The organism is Spirosoma endbachense (assembly GCF_010233585.1).
Lineage (GTDB): Bacteria > Bacteroidota > Bacteroidia > Cytophagales > Spirosomataceae > Spirosoma > Spirosoma endbachense.
Map to the genome: position 1 here is coordinate 4566011 of NZ_CP045997.1, position 16723 is coordinate 4582733.

13 protein-coding genes are annotated in these 16723 nt (G+C 42.8%); 5 read left to right on the forward strand and 8 right to left on the reverse strand.

Going from position 1 to position 16723, the window contains the following annotated elements; all coding sequences use genetic code 11:
* Positions 1-11: 11 nt before the first annotated feature.
* From GJR95_RS18440 to GJR95_RS18470, 7 genes are all read right to left on the reverse strand, one after another.
* Positions 12-1028 (reverse strand): FecR family protein, encoded by a 1017-nt coding sequence (locus GJR95_RS18440; protein WP_162387261.1) that lies wholly within the window; start codon positions 1026-1028, stop codon positions 12-14.
* A gap of 51 nt (positions 1029-1079) precedes the next feature.
* Positions 1080-1793 (reverse strand): RNA polymerase sigma-70 factor, encoded by a 714-nt coding sequence (locus GJR95_RS18445; RefSeq protein ID WP_162387262.1) that lies wholly within the window; start codon positions 1791-1793, stop codon positions 1080-1082.
* A 657-nt stretch (positions 1794-2450) separates the two neighbouring features.
* Positions 2451-3782 carry a xylose isomerase gene (xylA, locus tag GJR95_RS18450; protein WP_162387263.1) on the reverse strand — a complete coding sequence of 444 codons (1332 nt, stop codon included), beginning with the start codon at positions 3780-3782 and terminating at the stop codon, positions 2451-2453.
* 426 nt (positions 3783-4208) lie between these two features.
* Positions 4209-4964, reverse strand: coding sequence for a cupin (locus tag GJR95_RS18455; protein WP_162387264.1), 756 nt, complete (start codon positions 4962-4964; stop codon positions 4209-4211).
* Positions 4965-5264: 300 nt separating this feature from the next.
* Positions 5265-6119: a DUF2911 domain-containing protein gene (locus GJR95_RS18460; protein WP_162387265.1), complete on the reverse strand. Its 855-nt coding sequence runs from the start codon at positions 6117-6119 to the stop codon at positions 5265-5267.
* A gap of 1332 nt (positions 6120-7451) precedes the next feature.
* On the reverse strand, positions 7452-7802 hold the full coding sequence (locus GJR95_RS18465) for a hypothetical protein (RefSeq protein ID WP_162387266.1): 351 nt from the start codon (positions 7800-7802) through the stop codon (positions 7452-7454).
* Positions 7803-8186: 384 nt separating this feature from the next.
* Positions 8187-12242 carry a LamG-like jellyroll fold domain-containing protein gene (locus GJR95_RS18470; RefSeq protein WP_162387267.1) on the reverse strand — a complete coding sequence of 1352 codons (4056 nt, stop codon included), beginning with the start codon at positions 12240-12242 and terminating at the stop codon, positions 8187-8189.
* Between the two features lie 487 nt (positions 12243-12729).
* On the opposite strand from GJR95_RS18470, the gene GJR95_RS18475 reads away from it, so the two are divergent.
* Both GJR95_RS18475 and GJR95_RS18480 read left to right on the forward strand, forming a co-directional pair.
* The gene (locus GJR95_RS18475) at positions 12730-12906 is read left to right on the forward strand and encodes a hypothetical protein (protein ID WP_162387268.1); all 177 of its coding nucleotides are present in this window, start codon (positions 12730-12732) and stop codon (positions 12904-12906) included.
* Positions 12907-12913: 7 nt separating this feature from the next.
* Complete coding sequence (locus tag GJR95_RS18480) at positions 12914-13060, forward strand: hypothetical protein (protein ID WP_162387269.1); 147 nt, start codon at positions 12914-12916, stop codon at positions 13058-13060.
* A 37-nt stretch (positions 13061-13097) separates the two neighbouring features.
* On the opposite strand, the gene GJR95_RS18485 is transcribed toward GJR95_RS18480, so the two are convergent.
* Complete coding sequence (locus GJR95_RS18485; RefSeq protein WP_162387270.1) at positions 13098-13412, reverse strand: hypothetical protein; 315 nt, start codon at positions 13410-13412, stop codon at positions 13098-13100.
* Between the two features lie 262 nt (positions 13413-13674).
* On the opposite strand from GJR95_RS18485, the gene GJR95_RS18490 reads away from it, so the two are divergent.
* The 3 genes from GJR95_RS18490 to GJR95_RS18500 all read left to right on the forward strand — a co-directional run bounded on the left by GJR95_RS18490 (position 13675) and on the right by GJR95_RS18500 (position 16722).
* Positions 13675-14316: a response regulator transcription factor gene (locus GJR95_RS18490; RefSeq protein WP_162387271.1), complete on the forward strand. Its 642-nt coding sequence runs from the start codon at positions 13675-13677 to the stop codon at positions 14314-14316.
* Between the two features lie 95 nt (positions 14317-14411).
* Positions 14412-15503, forward strand: coding sequence for a DUF4856 domain-containing protein (locus tag GJR95_RS18495; RefSeq protein ID WP_162387272.1), 1092 nt, complete (start codon positions 14412-14414; stop codon positions 15501-15503).
* Positions 15504-15603: 100 nt separating this feature from the next.
* Positions 15604-16722, forward strand: a complete 1119-nt coding sequence (locus tag GJR95_RS18500; RefSeq protein ID WP_162387273.1) for an imelysin family protein — start codon at positions 15604-15606, stop codon at positions 16720-16722.
* Position 16723: the final 1 nt, after the last annotated feature.

The following is a 16723-nucleotide window of genomic DNA, read 5'->3' on the forward strand; positions in this document are numbered from 1 at the left end:
AGGTTTTGGGGTTAATGAGCTTGGGTTATGATAATCGTATCACCTTGCTGTCGATAACTCAGATTGGACGCACTCGCCAGGGTCTCCATCAACTCGGCGGCACTGTAGGCCGTGAAAGCCCCCGAAATCGTCCACTGCGTCAACGCTTTATCCGGGATCTGAACCTGGATGCCATAATTGCTGGCAAACAAACCGCTAATCTCGGCTAACGTAGTTCCATCAAAGACAAACCGATGCTCCTTCCAGGAGGTATAGTCCTGAGGTTTAGGGGTTTGTCGGAGGCTGATATGGCCTTTCTGATCGAAAGTGACCAGATTGCCGGGCTTCATGGTCAATTGTTTGCTGGTCGTTCCTTCCTGATACTTCAGCTGGACTTTGCCTTTGTTAAGCACCACCTTGGTGCCCTGCTCGCGGGTATTGACCAGAAACTGAGTACCCAGCACCAGTACCTCGAAATTCTTATTGGTCTGCACCACAAAGGGTTGATCGTCAACCAGGTGTTTGATGTCGAAATCGGCCTCGCCCACTAAAGCCACATGACGGGTTTTACGGCCGAAGCCAAATCTGGGTACGCGCAAGGAGGAGTTGGCATTGAGCGTGACGTGGCTGCCATCGTCGAGGGTCAGGCTACGGGTTTCCCCGAAGGCGGTTCTGTGGGTGGCAAACAGGAGTGTATCTTTAAAGAGAAGCCCGCCCAGCAGGAGGAGTACCGCGCTAACAGATGCGGCTATCATCCAGCGAAACCGGCTACCACTTAACCAACTTGCTCTGGGTTCCAGCCAGGAGCTTTCCGGGGACTGTACATGTATATTTTGCTGGACAGCCATGCGTTGCTGGTGCCGTTTGAAGGCGGCATTGGCGTCTGCCATAAATTGCGGATTCTGGCTTTCCCAACTAGCCAGGCACTCGAAAAAGAATTCCCGATTACTTTCCTCTCTAGCCCACTCGTCAATAGCCTGTTTTTGCAAAGCCGTTGCCCGGCCGGCAAAGTAGTTGAAGAGCGTTTCTTTCGATACCTGATTTTTCATGTGGAGATCATTAGTAACATCATGACGGTTTTTATAAGAAAAAACACTTAGTCATGTCGCTAAAAAATAGAACTGGCTTATTACGAATAAGATCATCAGCCATTTGCCTTTTAAGGTGTTCTGAATCTGGCGCATAGCCTGATAAATATGGGCTTCGATGGTACGAAGCGACAGATGCAGCTCATCGGCAATCTCCTGGTATTTCTTCCCTTCAAAGCGGTGCATCACATAAATCTGACGCCGTTTGAGAGGCATGGCATTGATGGCATTCTCCACATCGTGGTACAACTCTTCATACTGGGTAATCGAGTCGGGACTTTGGGTGATGTGGGCGGCAATCGAGTCGGCTTTATCGAGCGAGGTGGTGTGGCGCATCTCAGCCCGAACGTGATCGAAGGCCCGGTTTCGCACGGCAGTAAATAGGTAGGCGCGGTAGGAAGTGGTAATGGATTGATACCGAAGATCGGCGTGAAACTCGTAGAAGATATCCGAAACGATATCTTCGGCGATGGCTTTGGAGGAGACATACCGAATGGCATGGCTACACAACAGGGCATAATACTGGCGGAACAGGAGGCTAATGCCCGCATCCGCATTCTGTTCAAAGGTTTTCCGAAGAAACAATTCGTTGTCCCATCGTGCCTGCTGATCAGGGTTATGACCAGTTTCTTCTAGAGCCAAACCGGATGGTTGTTCTGCTGATTGATGCTGAGTTAGTTGCCAGATTTGTCCCATCTCTGTTGGTGAATGAAGCCGATCGTTCATTTCTGTACCGTCTCTTGGTAAAAAACACGGAGTTGTCTATTTCCGAAGAAAGCCTATGTTCTAGTAAGACTGATAGACCTCCCAAAAACACTTAGTCTTATTTGATTATTTTTTTGAAAAATTGAATTAAAAAATGGAAACCTCTTATTTAAACCTCGTTTGCGCCAATGGTCACTTACTACATCGGCACGAGTAGACAGTGTCAAAGCACAGATTATCACATAAATTATCGTAAAGTAACCCCGGCAGTTGTAGTTGGATTAGCCTTGGACAAAACCAAAAAGATGAAGGCACAGGAAGTAGCTATTCTGCATAAAAAAGCCCGGTCCAATGTAAATTGGACCGGGTGGGAGTTGAAAGGTGTGGAAGTAAGCGAAAAGCTTTAGCCGTCTGATGCCCGGAAGTGGACAATTATATACTATGTCATCCAGAACAGACCTGGATAACCTTCGGGTTACAATAGGTCATTCCATCTGAATACAAAAAGTAACAGGGTAATTAAAAAAAATAGTAACCCGCTTTAACAGGAGGCCAATCAGCCAAAATAATATCTCTGATTATCAACCACTTATTGTGATATTTTTTTTACAAATCACGATAGGAGGCAGCATAAAAATCAATTGCGAAAACTGTGTGAGGATGACCCGTAAATTCAGATCAGATATATTGATTGATAATACTTTCGAGCCATTCCTGCTTGCCACTGCGCAGTTGCGGCTCGCCATTTTCCAGTGTATAGCTACGCAAATCGTCAAGCGTCAATTGCCCAGCTTCAAACGCTTTACCCTGCCCCTGATCAAAAGAAGCATACCGTTCTTTTCTGAATTTGAGGTAATCCGATTCACGTAAAATTGCATCAGCCACGATAAATGAGCGGGCAAAAGCATCCATGCCACTGATGTGGGCAATGAACAGATCATCCAGATCGGTAGAGTTTCGGCGCACTTTGGCATCGAAATTTATACCACCTGGTTTAATACCTCCGGCCTGGTGAATGACCAGAGCAGCTTCAACCAGCTCATAAATATTGATTGGAAACTGGTCAGTATCCCAGCCATTCTGGTAATCGCCCCGGTTTGCGTCAATGCTCCCCAGCATTCCGGCATCTGCCGCAATCTGCAATTCGTGGTCGAAAGTATGCCCCGCCAGTGTAGCATGGTTTACTTCGATGTTCAACTGAAAATCCTTGTCAAGTCCGTATTGACGCAGGAAGCCAATAACCGTTGCGGCATCGTAATCATACTGGTGCTTAGTTGGTTCCATTGGCTTTGGCTCAATAAAGAAAGTACCTGTAAAGCCTTGTTTACGGGCATAATCGCGCGCTATCGTCAAGAACTGAGCCAGGTGTTCTACCTCCCGTTTGATGTTTGTATTTAGTAGAGACATATAGCCTTCCCGCCCACCCCAGAACACATAATTTTCGCCACCCAACGCAATCGTTGCGTCAATGGCATTCTTTACCTGCGTTCCGGCATAAGCCAGAACGGCAAAATCCGGATTGGTCGAAGCGCCGTTCATGTAGCGCGGATTTGAGAAGACATTTGCGGTTCCCCACAGCAGTTTAACACCACTTTCGGCCTGTTTTTGCTTCGCATAATCGACAATGGTTTGCAGGCGTTTTTCGTACTCGCTCGCCGATGAACCTTCATCAACCAGGTCAATATCATGAAAACAGTAATAAGGCGCTCCAATTTTTGTAATAAACTCAAAGGCGGCATCCATCTTCATTTTCGCCCGTATGTTGGCATCCTGATCCTGATCCCAGGCGAAAACGCGTGTGCCAGGGCCGAAAGGATCGCCCCCCGTGCCGGTAAACGTATGCCAATAGCTGATGGCAAAGCGCAACTGCTCACGTAAGGTTTTACCCCCGATCACAAGCTCAGGATTGTACCATTTGAACGCTAACGGATTTTTGGATTTAGGGCCTTCGTAGGCAATGGAGCCAATCCCTTTGAAGTATTCCTGGTCGCCCAGTGTAATGTTTGACATGATGATTAATTGATTAGGCGTTAATTAACTCTGTTATTTTCGCTTGAGAATTTCAGCTTTGATGAACAGACAACTCAACCACAATCGCTTATGGCTAGCTGAACAAGCGTATTGCTATTTAAAGGTGTAAAGTTGACACTTATTTTTTAATTGTCAAATTGACACCTTTATTTTTATAATCAGAATACCAGGTGTATTGTCTATCGGTGCGCCCTGATGAATTAAACGTTGTTCATTACTCTTCTGACCTGGAAGGGAAGGCATCAACTCCCAAAAAGAACGTGACAATGATCAACCTGGCAGATAGCAGTTGGATCGCTATAGGTATACTTGACACATATAATCAAAGAGGGCAAGGCAATCTGGGGGGTTTTCTATCCTGAGATTTCGCTGTACTTCGTCTTTATAACTTACTATAAATTATGGCTAAAATTGGAGTGATAAGTAGGTACAGTCTTCTGAATTAATAGTATTAATGCTGTGAGCTGTTTCTGATTCAACGAAGATAAAATCCCCTGCCTGCGCCCCTTTCAACGCCCCATCAAGCTGCACCTGAACCGGGTGATCCATGATGACTAGAATTTCAGCCGCCCGGTGAGAGTGGGCCGGTTGCTTCCCCAAACCAGCGCTGAGTTTCGTGATCTGCGCGACCATGCGATTGCTCATTATGGTTGAATAAGCCCTGGCTCGCTGCTTCTCCCCATCAGTTTTAGAACTTATCTCCCGCCAGTCGATCCAGAACGAGTCACCAACCAGCCGATACAAATCCAGATCCGGCATTTCATTGGAGGTGTAGCGCATCTGGTAATAGGTTAGCGATTGGCCCGCTTTATTTTCTACCCGATAGTCGTCTCCAGGCATGATCACAGCAACGCAACCGGGCCCCAGGATTTTGCGCCTGCTCCCAAGCGTCAGTGTTAATTCACCCGTTTTGATGATTAGTACAGCCTCTTCATCAAGCTGTTGAGTAGGTTGGTCGGGCTGATTATTCCCTAAGGTGATGGCTTGAACAATTAAGTGGGAAAAATCCCGGGTGGTGCCTTCAACTAAGGTTCGCTCTTCGTAGCCGGTATGTTTAACAACTGGTAACCGGCTGTATGCGTACACGTTTGACGTAATGGCCTGAGAAAAAGCTGGAAAGGAGGCTAAAATAACGATACAGAAAAGTAGGAAGGATCTCATTCTAAACGATTTACTGGAGTTGCGCCAAGTGGTTTCTAGGAGAAAATCCTGTTGTGTATATCAGCTAGTGCAAATTACGCTCACCTGCTTCTTCATTTCACCAGCGACAAAGGCATGTGGGTCTAATCATTGCCAAACAGTCGACTTTCATAAGGACGGATTAGTTCACCGAATCGCCAGGCCAGGCCCGTGTACTTTACGACTTAAATGAACCGTTTATTTAATCGCCCCGCGATTAACTAAACAAACGGCTGACTCTACCAGGGCCAGCCGTTTTGGGTGAATGTTACTGACTGGCTTTTACTTTTTAGCAGAAGCAATCAGGTCATTTGCCATTTTTACGTAATCTGCATTTTTTGCTTCGGTCGCCAGCGCAACTGTTTTCTCAGCACTGGCAATTGCACTGGATTTTTCTTTTAATTTCAGTTCAATCCGGGCCTTCAGCAACATCACCCAGAAAGCTTTCGGATTTTGTTCCGTAGCCTTGGTTGCCCAGCCTAATGCCTGTTTCAAATCCCGATTCGTATCATAATAGTAGCTGGCTGCCTCAAAATAAGCTGGTTTATCAGATGCCAACGAAGCCTCGATATTCTTCACGATCGTCTGATCAATATCGGCGGTGATAGCCACAGGCACGCGGGTTTTATCCCACATAATTTCCAGCACTGCCGAGCTAGGCAGAATATCAGCTATGTTGATCGTAAAGGTTTCTACTTTGTTGGCCAACGAAGTGGGTTTCACCTGAACCCGTACTACTTCGTTTTCTTTTTTATAATCTCCCACGTTAGCACCCAGGGCAAGGTCTTTGGAAAGCATTACCTCCCAGCTGGTTTTACCCGGAATTGTAAACAGCCCATAGGTACCCGCTTTCACCTCTTTCCCTTCTAGTTTCACATCCGATGAAAAGGTAATTTTAGAGGTTGCATTGGCCCCCGTACGCCATACTTTATCATAAGGAACCAGATCGCCGAAGATGGTCCGTTCTTTAACCGCCGGACGGGAGTACTCGAGCGTAATCTCACCTAAAGCGAAGCTTTGTTTAGTGGTTTGTGAAGGACTGGCTGCTGGCACTTTAAGCTGAGCCTGAGTGATTGAGAGTGAACAAAGCGTAAGTAGAATGGCAATGGCAACTGGCAGGAAATGTAGGCGCTTCATACTGCAGGAATGATGAAATGATTCGTTGTGAGTTTATTTTTTGACACCCAAAGGTACGGATTATTGCGCCAGCCTTCCCCTCGGACAGGAGAACTTTGTGCAATTACGTTATTATTCCTGAGTCATTGTCTTGATGTACATGAATGGCGTAAATCTCATTCCGTACCTTATCAATGCACTAATCAAGACTGCCTGTATCCCGCTCATTCAAGAGTTAATCAAGGTGGCTGACAGGATTGGCAATGGTCGTGATGATCCGGATGGAATGAAGCTGACTTTGTTTTATCCAGGTTTGATTCTTAATTCAAGATTAATAATATCTGGTTGGGTGCAATGGTTTATACTAATTGATCGTCTTTACTTTAACCTGTTTTTGTTCTCAGGTTTAAACAATAGATAGGAATACAGGTCCCGGCTCTTCCATTGGATAAGCCGGGCCTATTATTCAGTTTAACTGCGCTTTAAAAGCTTACGTTTTTTAGTTAGCTGATGCGATCTATATGTGCCCAGCCGATTAAGTACGTTTAATAAATTCACCCAGAAATTCCAGGCCATTTGCCTACCTTTGGGTAAGTCATGTAGGGACAACGAGATAGACGCCGTTTATACCTTTTGATTGTGTGAACGCCCCGTCTGGCTTTTAGTTAGCGGGGCTATTTTATTTACCAGAATTGATTTATGATTACTTTAAGCTATTAATAATCCCGCCTGTATACCTTTTGCAGCCATTCATTGCTTTTTTATTTAAAGATTCTCAAGCTCTCAAACTTCATTAACACCACCATCTTAAGTAGGCTCCTGGGTACGGTTATAATTATGCATATTTCTCGTTTTGGCCGCCGATCAGTAAATAAAAACAACCTGTTTGCCTCAAAATGGGTCCAAATAGTAGGATAGGTTTAGATAGCTTTAATCATGAAGGAAGTGTTTATTCTGCTAAGTATTGGAGCCCATCTCCTCTTCTCGCTTCACTATGCTACGCAGGCTTACAGAAAGCCCATAACGCTACCCAACCGCCTGAACTCCCTAATTAAGGCGTTCGTGTATGGCACATTTGGCCTTTTGATGTTATACGGATGGTTATCTTTGGGGTTGAAATCAACTAAATCCGAGCGAGCGAAGAACTCTCAAACGACAATTTCCCAAAAGGGATAATTATCGGTTAGCCTAATGGCGTTGCTATTCTAGAGAAACTGGCGAGTCTACTTTCGAATTGTTATGTCTACGCGTGTTGGTGCTGAATCTAATCAATATCTTCACTTTCTATTTACAGTATTTTCTTCTCAATCGAAAGCTTCTTTACGCTCTGGTCGTTATTACACAAACTTAACCCTATTGAAGCAAATCAGTTGCTTCAATAGCCGAGTCAATAACAGCCATTAGTTCCCCGGAATTAGAAGCCATGTCAAGCTGACCTTGCAATTTTGTTAGTACGTCCTTGTCATGACTTGGTAAAGAGTATCTCATCGAATAAGCTAATCCTTTGCCTATTAGCTTCTTAACATACTTAAAGTGCTCTTCTACTGAACCACGATTAAGTCTGGGCTTTCCTTCTTCCAAAAGAATCAAATCCTTCATTACTGAAAGGTGAGCTTCATCGCTTGGATCACTGCCACAGTTAAGCGCACGGCACATAAACGTTTCATACCGCGATGCGGTCACGTATGCTTTTGCATCATCCATGATTTTCTTAGGCAAGTTTTGCTATGAAAATAAAAACGAGACAGCAAGATAGAAATACACAGCCAGAAAGTACATATCCTCTGCTACTAACAATGAAATAGCGGTTAAAACCGTAAACCCAGTCAGAACACATTAAAGTGGTACCGGTTTCTTCAAACCGCCATGTGGAGGACGGTTCGCCGTGGCGCTTCTCAAAACCTCGTCGTTCATTGCAGATGGAATTTGAGAACCCTAAAGGTCAGGTTCTTCAACTTGACCTCACGCCAATAAATCTGCCTTCACTCAGGCCAATACTCGCTAACCGGTGTCAAATCGAGTTGCCACCCAAGCAACTTTAGTAGGTACTCAACCACTACGATCAAATGCCAGGCTGTACTTCTCAGCCTAATTATTTAGTTTAACAATCCCTCCAACCCGAATCATAATCTTTCCTGAAAGCTCTATAAAACTCGGTTGAGCGATTACACCGTTAGGAACCTCAATTATATGCCCTCTATTTATTTTTACCAGGCTACCGACGCCTGGTACTACTGAGCAGGACCAAACAGTGGGATCGTTCCAATTACCTGATTTTAGCGTCTCATTAACACAGATATTATTGTTGATTGAGATTAAAAATTGGCTAAAAGAGTTAATAGTTTCACCCGAGAACTCTAAAGAACTTTCGCTATTTGCAGCGTAAGTAAAATCAATTGCATTGCCCAGTTTAGTAAGCCATGTTGTTCTATCAAATGAATTCGATGGCCGTTTGTATAGGTTAAAATTAGCTAGTTTACTATTTTCCGGTAGCGACAATTTGCTTAATCTAATTTTTTGTAAAGGCGTAAATGTGGCATTTGAACCATAATTGTTGATGATAAAATAGCCTTTGTTAGGTACTGTATAAGAGATTGAATCTGGATTGCTATCTGGTGCGCTGTTCAATCTAAATGCAACTACCTGACCATTAGGAAATGTGCCGATATTTGGCCAAAAAAGATCGATTCCGGTTCCGGTAAATGTATGCTGACCGCCAACAGCTATATCTTTACTAAAGCTTTGACCAGAAGCTATTGGAGCCGTAGATGGTATTAAATAGTTCGAATCGGTCAACGTAATCAGTTTACCAGAAACTAACTCCCAAATATTACGAGGATTTAGAGGGTCAGCTTGATTAAATTGAATATATTTAATCAAGCCATTTTCGGCAGTACCTTCTCTTAGTATCAGATGTTTTTTCTCTCGAATTTCAGTTTGAGACAAGGCATAATTATAAAATTTCACCTCATCAATCTCGCCCTGGTAATTTCCGCCTTGATTATGAATATCAGGATTAATAAAAAAGGGTTTTGTTGAAAGGTTAATGACTGGCATTGGTCCGGCGTTTACAATTTCGGCCACTCCATTTAAATAAATTTTGACATTCGTTGGTGAGTAAACAAGTACGACATGATTCCATTGCGTTGAATCAGCGATTAACTTACTTTTTTGTCGATAGGTAACAATGTTATCCGTATAACATAAATTCAAGTTATCAGTATACCCATTAAATGAAAAACCCAAACCAAAGCCAGAATTCGAATTTGGATACATATATTCCCCAAGTATCTGGCTAAAGCTTTTTTGCTTGCCCTTAGGCTTTATCCAGCAACTTATAGAAAACGAATTAGAATTAATGTTAGGAATGCCAATATTAATTTCTTTACGTTTACCCGATACACTAAGTGCTTTGCCTGGTAGTGTGTCGGTCAAGCATAGACTAGTATTGAAATTAATCATATTGTTCACCGTTCTGGTCGATGAACTATCCCGGTTATTTTTTACCGTTAATGAAACAGTATAAAGGCCCGGACCAGGATAAGTAACTTTAGGCTCTCTGGCATTAATATCATTTACATAAGACGCTCCAGGAAAAGCCCATTTCCAGCTTGCCCCCGAATAATTAAGAATTGAATAATCGGTAAATGTAATCGTATCTTTTTCACAGCTTACAATTCTTTTATTTGCCATTGGATTAGCCATAGGGCTACTGACAGAATATAATGGACTTTCCCAAATACCCCTATTACCAGCCAGTCTCAATTTATTATCCCTATAAAAAATAATTCCACCTTGCCTTGCTTCAAAATTTTGAGGCAATCCTGAATTATAATCTACCCATTCAGTTAAATTATTATCTCGATAGTAAACCCTGGCATTCGGTGTATTTTGTATCGCATAGATTCCACTGTTAGTGCCTCCCTGGGCAACTAAAAAGCTAATATTTTTATTCTTAAGTAATGTATCTGTATAGTTAACCCAGGTATTGCCTGCGTCAACCGATTTAAATACTTTATTGGACGCAGTTCCACCTTTTTGGCAAAACCATATTATATCTTCGCTGTCAGGATTCACTACAATATCACTGTTGTAGTATTTAAATGTCACGCCACTTGGCAAAAACAGTTGCGACCATGTATTACCACCATCCGTAGTTTTCCATAGTCCTGTAGTTGTAACCAGGTAGATCTTATTAGGGTTGCTTTTTGACATATCGTATCGCCAAACATTTGCACCAAAATCTTTAAGCTCATAATAAGTAAGTCCATTGTCCTCTGATTTCCACAAGCTATTGTTGTAACCAACATAAAAAATATTGCTATAATTTGGATGTACTATCAACTTGCTACTGAATTGCCCATAATTGGCAACAGAAGGCCATTTTTGATTCTGGATGTCGGCATTTTCGATCTTTCCAGCAAGCGATTGAGGAATAATTTTAGTGCCTATATCCTTAAAACCCACTTTACCCTTTTTACCTGGTGTTGGGAATACATGACCTGTAGCATTTTCTCCCCCGCCAACCGAAAGCGTATTTCCAGATCCATATGGTTCATACAAGGCTCCATTTCCATTATGATACCTTCCCCCTACAACTATATCCTCGGCCCAGCCTTGATCAAAACCCCAATAATCTGACCCAGAAAGTCCTTTATGCCGAATCGACAAATTTGCAGTTTCTGAAAAAAAATCACTTGAGTAAACCACCCCACCATCAGTGGTGATGTAGGAGTCCGTTCCATTTGCTACCATACTTTGCATATCTGGGTGCAAAGGAAATGATCCAATATATCCGCCAATCGGTTTGAAATTGACACCTCCATCTGTTGATTTCCAAGCCGAGGTCGTTCCAACGATTAGATGATCGGCGTTAGTTGGGTTCATCATTATGGCCAGGTCATAAAATCCCTGCCCGTTCGACATACCGTTCGTTGTATCACGGCCGCTTAAACCCGTTCCGGTAAAAGTAGTAACCACAGACCACGTTTGCCCAAAGTCAGTACTTTTTACCAGTTTTGGGAAATCATTTTGCAAGGTGATGCAATAAATAATATCAGGAAAAATTGTAGTGGAATTAGTAGTCGCTAATCTGGCTCCTCTTGAAAAGGTATTGGCTGGTGATGGCTTTTCCGAAAAGCTTATACCTCCATCCGTTGAGTAAAAAAATTTTATTGTATCTGCTGATGAAGCACCCACCGCCGTTAAAATATCCGGTGATTTTTGGTTGTAAACTATATCGTAAAGTTTAGTTCCCGTCGGAATATTGTTTGGAACTGGTGACGTCAGAAAAAGCGGAATTTTCCAACTTGTACCCCCGTTGCTGCTCAGGTAAATATTATTTTGAGCAGCCACAATAACATTACCATTAGGCTGAACTAAAATTTTATTTACACTGGTTTGAGTAAATGAGGCTAAAGTTGTCCAATTTGCTCCTCCATCGGTTGTTTTCAGTAAGCCAACATTATCAGAATATGCATAAACCAAATTTGCATTTCCCGGCGAGACAGCTATTGCACCAATGGAACCGGATAATAAGTTATCATTAATTGAGTACCAATTAAGCCCTTTATCGATTGATTTAAAGAGTATACCCGTCGAAGAGCCTGCATATAATATAGTGGAGTCGCTGGGCGCTATCGCAATTCTGGTAATGTTAACCTGGTAATTTTTGAGCCCCCTATTATTGTCGCTAAAGGTTTGTACTGGCCCTAAAAGCGACCATGAACCTGAGTTTGTTGGCAAGCTTGTACCTTTCCTTGCCTGGGCTTTATTTTTCTCAAACTCACTTTGCAGTGTTTTGTAAAGCTTTATATCGATTTTCACTGAACCGTCACTTTGAATAAATGCTCTATTTTGGCTTACCCATCGTTCAAATGCCACTTCATATGGTTCTTCATCTATCTCATCGTCAATTTCATTTTTTTGATCATCTTTTTTAGATGATAAATCCACTTTTTTGCTTTCTTTAATTAAAGAGTCAATTACAAAAACATTGGGATTGTTCCAATCTACTTTTTTAACCCAATCTGGCTCTTCAATATTTTTGGGAATATTAAAGATTTTATTTTTTTGAGCAATCAGCTGCGTCGAAAAAAATAGAAAAATAAATATTATAGAAAATTTTTCAAATACTTCAGTCATATTGTGTCGAATTTTTAAGTGAAAAACCAGGTTCACTGAACCACTTTTAACTCATATTTGGAGCGTCATGACAAGTAAGGTAAGGGATGATTTTTACCATTCACCTGGTCCTTACTTACCCATCGCTTACACTCAGTTTTTCTGTTTACTCCTGTTAGATGTTCAGATCGTTTTTACAATACCGTCATCGGATTCTACTATCGGATTAATAGGGAAAGGGCATTGACCGCGATTAGACGAAAGGTAGATAGTGAAGTAACTGAGCGCGTTTGTTTGAATGAAGGAGTCTGCTCAATATTGAACCTGGCTAATAAATGGAGCCATCCAGATCGATAGGCATATTTCGGCAGGCGATTGCTTTTTTCAGTCGTATGATTTTACTGATATGTGAAGTTGCTTAGGCGATTACTCGCTATGCCCCGGTTAGTGTAGAGAGTGTGATCGGATTTATCAGCGAGAGGTCAGGGGTTAAGAAACCGCATCTGCCATGAACGACGAATTTGGGAGAATCGCCACAGCGAACCCTGCTCGCTGTGGCGGCTTTAAGAAACCGACACTACATCACTACTACGACAAAGCAGAAATGGCTTCACGCGAAGTAATTTCCCAGAGTCGTGACCTGGTAATTTTCGAAATCCTCTGTTCGACTAACCGGCTAAACTGACAAAAGTATGGTAACAAGTACGAGTAATGTGCGTCAGTATAACTACCCTTCATTTTACCGGAGAAACAGCCGCTGGAACTGTACTATCGGGCGACTGCTGACATTAAATAACCTGATTGCTTACACTGAATTCCTGACTGATTTGTCGATATAAGATTCGAAGTACCTCAGGCTGAACTTAGGAATTGATCTTACATCGTATTCAATACGTTCTCCAGTTCTGCTTCTTCCTGCTGGTGACGGACTTTCATTTGTTTGCGCTCCTGGATCTGGCGTTCTACTACCTGGGCGAACCGGACCGCTTGCCTGGTTTTGAGTTCCAGAATAGTCATTCTTGCATCCATATGATCAAGTAATTGGATATGCGCAAATTGGCGATTAGCTGCCTCCTGAGTTAACCGACGTACTTCTTTCTGATGAAGTAACAAATCATTCCATTCGCGCAGATGACGTTTAACCAGTTTAATACGTGGCTCTAAACGAGCCAACCTTTGGCTTGTTTTCATCGGATACGGTCTTTATAGGTCTATTTAGCAGATTCGTTTTAAGTCCTACTAAATTTAAATTAAATCAATCAGCCTGGCAATGCAACAATACTAATTAAACATGATACACTAGCATGATTTACTTCGGATACGCATCACAAGAAGTTGTATACGGGTGATAAATACCTTCAAATCCCTTAATCGGATTTTAACATTGGGTAGCCATAAAAGCGCCAATTTCGCATCACTGTTTAGAACAAGATTAAATAAAACAACTTTCCCAATGATCACAGTTCTGATTGCTGATAATCAGACGCTCACCCGTGAGGGAATTCTTACTGTGTTATCAACTACCAAAAACATCCAGGTTATTGGCCAGGCTACCTCATTGCCTGAGCTAAAACAAATGACCATCCGCCTACTGCCGGATGTTATTCTCATCGATATTCATTACGATGAGCTTTTTACGCTAGATAGTCTAAAGCTTATTCAGGAGCAACACAAGTTTCCAAACATCCTGATCGTATCCAATAAACAGCATCGAAATGAGATTCTTGATGTTATAAATCATGGAATTAAAAATTACATATCAAAAGAATGTAACCCCGACGAAATCATTGACGCCATTTACGCTACTGCCAATGGCGAGAAGTTTTTTTGTAAACGAACGGTAGAGATCCTGGGGGATAAACATCTATCGCTGGATCACTATAGAGAGTCGCCTTCGTTATCAAGCCGTGAAACCGAAATAGTCAACTTAATAGCCGAAGGAAAAACGAATAAAGAAATTGCGGAAAAGCTCTTCTTAAGTATTCATACAATAAAAACACATCGTAAAAACATTATTAAAAAGTTGGGATTCACATTCAAAAATGCCTCGGAGCTTGTTCTTATTCTTGGCTCGCTCAACGATTTTCTTATTTAGACCAATTACAAATATACCGCCCTGGGGGTATTGTCCCCCCTTGCTCATGCCCCTAATTTTGTGCCATGATAAAACTCATGTGTATCAGATTAGTAATGAAAAAGCTTTTTTTAACCCTCACTGCATTATCTGCTTTCCTGGTATTCTCGGCGAGCTGCAAGAAATCAGCCGATGACGTTGTTGCGCCAACGTACACTGTTCCAACGACTTATAATTTTACAAATGTAGATTTTTCGGAGTCGACTACCCGCCTGGGTATGGTCACCGAAATGTCTAACTTCATGAAAAATGCTACCACGGGTGTGCTGGACGGTCAGAAGCTGAAGGATATGTTTACCAACAGCAACTCCCCTTTCACAACGGCGGCCTACAATTCATCTGGTTTGCAGTTAAAGGATCAGTGCTTCTCCCTGTTACAAACCGATGTGAACCGATACATCGACAGTTTAACAAAGGCTAGTCAATCAAAGCTACCGGCAAGTCGGGGCGTTGCTGGCGTAGGGGCCAGTTCGGCAAATGCAGCGTCAAAATTTGCCTTGACTGCAACGGGTGTCAACTACGCCCAGGTATTTAATAAAAGCATTATGGGCGGTTTGATCTGCTACCAGATCGTTAATAATTACCTGGATGCCGGAATCAGCAATTCGGTCGACAATTCATCGGTCATCACGGGCAAGGGAACGGCCATGGAACACAATTGGGACCTGGCTTTTGGTTATTGGGGCGTACCGATTGATTTTCCGACCAATAAAACAGGCGCCAAATTATGGGGTAGCTATACAACCCAGGTCGATTCCGGCTTTCATGCGAATAAGATCTTTATGGATGCCTTTTTAAAAGGAAGAGCTGCCATCAGTAATAAGGACGACAAAACCAAGCTGGAACTGGCCACGATCATCATGCAGGCTTTTGAGCGGGTAACGGGTGCCGCTGCTCTTCAGGAAGTGAAAGAAGTCAAAGAATCGCTCAGCGATAATATGCAGAGAAACAGCCGACTTTCAGAATGTTACGGATTTGTCTACTCACTAAAATACAATCCGAAGCGAAAAATTACCGATGCGCAAATCGACGCAATTCTGGCTCTGTTCCCAAAAAATTTCTATGATCTAACGCTGACCGATGTGAATAATATCAGAGACGCTATTGCCAAACAGTATGATTTTGATAGTGTAAAAGATATCCTGTAATCAACCTATTCAGCAAACGCAACGCTCAGGAAACAAGCTAATTACGTAACCATCCGCACAACAATGGTGTGGATGGTTTTACTATAAAAACAATCACCAAATGCGTACATTCATTCTTGCCACTTTAGTAATTGCGGGAACGTTTGTCGGGATTCAATCCTGTACAAAATCTACTGATGACCAACCTTCGGCGAATTCGTCATTCGACCGGAAGGCTATGTTAACCAACCTAAGTTCCAACATTATTATCCCGGCCTATACGGCTTTTCAGACCACAACCGTGACGCTGGATGGTGCCGTTACGGCATTTAATGCCGGTCCTGATCTGGCTAAACTGACCGCTTTACAGGCGGCCTTTCAGGCAGCTTATAAGCAATGGCAGGCAACTTCGGCTTTTGGCTTTGGACCGGCAGATCAGGCGAATCTGAGAGTTAATATAAACACCTATCCTGCTGATATTACGCAGATCAATAGCAATATCAGCGCGGGTACTTATGACTCGAATCTACTCTCAAATCTGGCGGCAAAGGGGCTTCCGGCGCTCGATTATCTCCTGTTTGGTATTGGAGCCGATAATAATGCTATTCTTCAACAGTATACTTCGGACAGTAAAGCCGGGAATCGTAAAACGTATCTGGCGACCTTATCGGCCGAAATGAAAAACCAGGCGACTACGGTCCTGAATGCCTGGAATTCGGGTTATACCACTACGTTTCTCAATGCTACCGGCACCGATGTAGGCAGTTCTACCGGGCAGCTCATCAATCAACTGGTCTACGACTACGAAATCCTCAAAAATTATGAGATAGGTATTCCGGCAGGCGTACAATCGATGGGAACACCGTTCCCGCAAAAAGTACAGGCGTACTATGCTAAACTATCGGTTCAACTGGCACTGCTTCATATTCAGACCTTACAATCTATTTATCTGGGGAAAAGTGCGCAGGGCGATGGGCCTGGCCTGGATGATTATTTAACCCAGGCCAATGCGAAAGCCAGCAATGGCAGTTCACTTAATGATGTAATCAAAAATCAGTTTGCTACGGCCATTGCCAAACTGCAGGGCTTATCCGATCCGTTGTCCGACACGATTAAAACGAACCAGGCGTCCGTCACAGCAACGTATACAGAACTGCAAAAACTGACCGTATTACTCAAGACCGATATGACCTCTTCATTAGGTATTTTAATTACCTACGGAGACAACGACGGCGATTAAG